This window comes from Janibacter sp. CFPM2_SD2, assembly GCF_057364645.1.
Genome location: NZ_JBNFOF010000255.1, coordinates 1 through 3,489 on the forward strand (window position 1 = coordinate 1; position 3,489 = coordinate 3,489).

The following is a 3,489-nucleotide window of genomic DNA, read 5'->3' on the forward strand; positions in this document are numbered from 1 at the left end:
GCGCCGCCCCACGAGCCCCGAAGGGGGGTGCCCGCTGCGGTGGCCGAGCCGGTCCCGCAGCCGGCTCCGGGCCTGTGGTCGCGTGGGCTGCGCCGCCGCACCCTGGGCATCTGGCTCGTGTGGTTCGGGGTCAACTTCAGCTATTACGGCGCCTTCCTGTGGATCCCCTCGCTCCTCGTCGCGGCGGGCCACGACGTGAGACCTCCTTCGGCTACACGCTGGTCATCACGCTCGCCCAGCTGCCGGGCTATGCCCTCGCGGCGGTCCTCGTCGAGGCCTGGGGTCGGCGTTCGACGCTCGCCCTCTTCCTGCTGGGTTCGGCGGTGGCCGCGTGGTTCTTCGGGCAGTCGGACTCGGCGACGTCGATCATCGTCGCGGGCTCGGCCCTCTCCTTCTGCAACCTCGGCGCCTGGGGCGCCCTCTACGCGATCACGCCCGAGATCTACCCGACGGCGGTGCGCGGCTCGGGAGCCGGTGCGGCTGCGGGCTTCGGGCGACTCGCCTCGATCGCCGCGCCGCTCGTGGTGCCGGTGCTCCTCGAGCGAGGTGGCGGCGACGTCCTCGTCTTCACGATCTTCACCGCGGCCTTCGTCGTCGCGGCCGCGGCGGCCTTCCTCCTGCCCGAGACGCGAGGACGCGCGCTCGATACTTGAAACGAGGTTCAGGTGGGCATAGTCTCGGGCCACCCGTACTCGAAGGAGAGTCAGCATGGCCGCCGTCCCCACCGTGACCGGGAGCATCGACTCCGCCGACCTGGGCCGGGTGCTGGCCCACGAGCACATCTTCGTCGTGGGGGAGGAGTACCGGCAGAACTACCAGTCCGACTGGGACGAGGACGCCAAGGTCGCCGACGCCGTGACCCAGCTGTCCGAGCTCAAGGGCCTGGGCATCGACACGATCCTCGACCCGACGGTCATCGGCCTGGGCCGGTACCTGCCCCGCGTGCAGCGCGTCGCGGAGCAGATCGACCTCAACGTCGTCGTCGCGACCGGGGTCTACACCTACAACGAGATCCCCTTCCAGTTCCACTACACCGGGCCGGGGCTGCTCTTCGACGTGCCGGAGCCGCTCACCGAGCTCTTCGTCAAGGACCTCACCGAGGGCATCGCCGACACGGGGGTCCGCGCCGGCTTCCTCAAGTGCGCCATCGAGGAGCAGGGCCTGACCCCCGGCGTCGAGCGGGTCATGCGCGCGGTCGCCCAGGCCCACGTGCAGACCGGCGCCCCCATCACCGTGCACACCAACCCGCACACGCAGTCGGGGCTGGTCACCCAGCAGGTGCTCGCCGAGGAGGGGGCCGACCTGACGAAGGTCGTCATCGGTCACAGCGGCGACTCGACCGATGTCGACTACCTGTGCACGGTCGCCGACGCCGGCTCCCTCCTGGGCATGGACCGCTTCGGCCTCGACGTGCTGCTGCCCTTCGAGGACCGCATCGCGACGGTGCTCGAGCTGCTGCGGCGCGGGTACGCCGAACGCATGGTGCTCGCGCACGACGCGTCGTGCTTCATCGACTGGTTCGACCCGGAGGCGAAGCGGCAGGTCGTCCCGCGCTGGAACTACCGGCACATCAGCCAGGACGTGCTGCCCGCCCTCCTCGAGGGCGGCGCGAGCGAGGCCGACATCGACACGATGCTCGTCGACAACCCGCGCCGCTACTTCGAGTGAGGCTCAGCCCACCTCGTCGACGAACTCGATGACCCGTCGTTTGAGGATGCGGGCCTCCTCGGGCTGGTACTCCGCCGGCAGCGTCGGGTCGTTGAAGAGGTGGCCGTCCCCCTGGTACTCGACGTAGGACCAGGCGCCGCCGGCGTGCTCGACGTCGTCCTGGAGCTGCTCGTCGACCATCGGGTCGAACTGCCGGTCCTCCTCGTGGAAGGGGTCGCCGGCCGTCACGTGGACCTGCCCCGGCACTCCGGGCGGCCACGTCGCCTCGAGGTGGCGCATGGGCATGCCGCCGCCGACCATGATGACGCCGCGGGCGTCGGCCGGGCGTTGTGCGGCGATCCACTGGGCCATCGCGGCGCCGTTGGAGAAGCCGACGGCCACGAAGGCGCCCTCGACGGCTCGCGCGGCCTCGAGCGCGTAGGCCATCTGCGCGGGGAAGCCGATCTCCTGCGAGCGGGCTGCGGCGGTCGGGTAGTCGTCGAAGGTGACGCCTTCGAGGTGGTCGACGGTGGTCACGCTGTGGCCCGCGCCGGTGAGGGCGTCGGCGAGGTCGGTGATGCCCTGACGCGCACCGAGGACGGACGGGAAGAGCAGTACCTGTGCCATGTCCCGACCGTAGACCCGGGCGCCGACAACGTCGCGTCAGCGAGCCGCCGTCCGGTCAGCGCGTGAAGACCGGCGGCCGCTTCTCGACGAAGGCCCGGGCGGCCTCGACGTGGTCGGCGGTCAGGCCGCACGCCTTGTGCCGCGGCACCTCGGCCGCCATCGACTCCGCGAGGGTCTGGCCGGGTGCCTCGAGGAGGTTGCGCTTGATGCTCGCGAGCGTGCCAGCCGAGCCGGCCGCCAGCTGCTCGGCGAGCTCACGGGTGCGCGCCTCGAGCTCCTCCTCGGGGACGAGCCGGTTGAGCAGCCCGAGGTCGAGGCAGGCCTGCCCGTCGAGGCGAGGGTTGAGGAACATCAGCTCGCGGGCGGTCGCCGGCCCGACGAGTCGCTCGAGCAGCCAGGCGACACCGAAGTCCCCGGACAGGGCGATGCTCGCGAAGGCCGTCGCGACGACGGTCCGCGGGGTGCCGATGCGCAGGTCGGCGGCGAGCGCGAAGCCCAGCCCGGCGCCCGCGGCCGCGCCCGGCAGGGCGGCGACGACGGCTTGGCGTAGGCGTGGATCCGCCCGACGGTCAGCTCCTGGTGGCGCAGCTGCTCCGCGACCGCCGCCGGCTCGACCTCGCTGGCGCCACCCCCTTCGCCACCGTCGCGTCGAACTGCTGGACGTCGCCGCCGGAGCAGAAGGCGCGACCGGCGCCGGTGAGGACGAGGACCCGCACGGCGGGGTCGGCCTCGGTCTGCGCGAGCAGCTCGCCGAGGCGCTCGACCATCTCCGGCGACATGGCATTGCGTCGCTCCGGCCGGTTGAGCGTGATCGTCGCGATGCCGTCGGTGACGTCGAGCAGCACGTGGTCGGTGGGGGCGGTCATGGGCACTCCTGAGGGGTCGGGTCGGGGACGGCGGGACGAAGGGGGCGGGCGAAGGCGAGGGCGCCGAGGGCCGGCAGCAGGGCGAGCAGGAGCAGCGAGCGGGGCCACCCGATGACGTCGCCGAGCGCCGAGGCGGCCGCGCCGAGGCTGCCGCCGAGCAGGAAGCACAGCGTCAGCAGCCCGAGCGCGCTGCCGCGGGTGCGGGCGGGCACGGAGTCGGCGACGAGGGCGGTCATCGCCGGCTGCCCCGAGCCCGAAGGAGAGCATGAGCGCGAGCGTCGCGCCGACGAGCACGGCCGGCTGGGCGAGGGTCGTGCCGACGGCGGCGACGAGCACGGGCGGCGGTGAC

Annotated in this window: 4 protein-coding genes and 2 pseudogenes; 2 read left to right on the forward strand and 4 right to left on the reverse strand. The window is 72.7% G+C overall.

Translation table 11 applies throughout. The annotated features are described in order from the left end of the window. Positions 1–653 (forward strand): annotated as a pseudogene (locus tag AC2W7J_RS16725) (MFS transporter); the annotation flags it as partial. Positions 654–708: 55 nt separating this feature from the next. Continuing rightward, positions 709–1,668 carry a phosphotriesterase family protein gene (locus AC2W7J_RS16730; RefSeq protein ID WP_255185309.1) on the forward strand — a complete coding sequence of 320 codons (960 nt, stop codon included), beginning with the start codon at positions 709–711 and terminating at the stop codon, positions 1,666–1,668. A gap of 3 nt (positions 1,669–1,671) precedes the next feature. Here AC2W7J_RS16730 and AC2W7J_RS16735 read toward each other — a convergent pair whose 3' ends face one another. The 4 genes and pseudogenes from AC2W7J_RS16735 to AC2W7J_RS16750 all read right to left on the reverse strand — a co-directional run. Beyond that, positions 1,672–2,274 carry a dienelactone hydrolase family protein gene (locus tag AC2W7J_RS16735; protein ID WP_427802192.1) on the reverse strand — a complete coding sequence of 201 codons (603 nt, stop codon included), beginning with the start codon at positions 2,272–2,274 and terminating at the stop codon, positions 1,672–1,674. A 55-nt stretch (positions 2,275–2,329) separates the two neighbouring features. Continuing rightward, positions 2,330–2,809 (reverse strand): annotated as a pseudogene (locus AC2W7J_RS16740) (enoyl-CoA hydratase-related protein); the annotation flags it as partial. A 34-nt stretch (positions 2,810–2,843) separates the two neighbouring features. Next, positions 2,844–3,140, reverse strand: a complete 297-nt coding sequence (locus AC2W7J_RS16745) for an enoyl-CoA hydratase/isomerase family protein (protein ID WP_485983795.1) — start codon at positions 3,138–3,140, stop codon at positions 2,844–2,846. Further along, positions 3,137–3,489 (reverse strand): MFS transporter (locus tag AC2W7J_RS16750; RefSeq protein ID WP_485983797.1); only part of this gene is annotated, 353 nt, incomplete at its 5' end. The genes AC2W7J_RS16750 and AC2W7J_RS16745, both read right to left, overlap by 4 nt.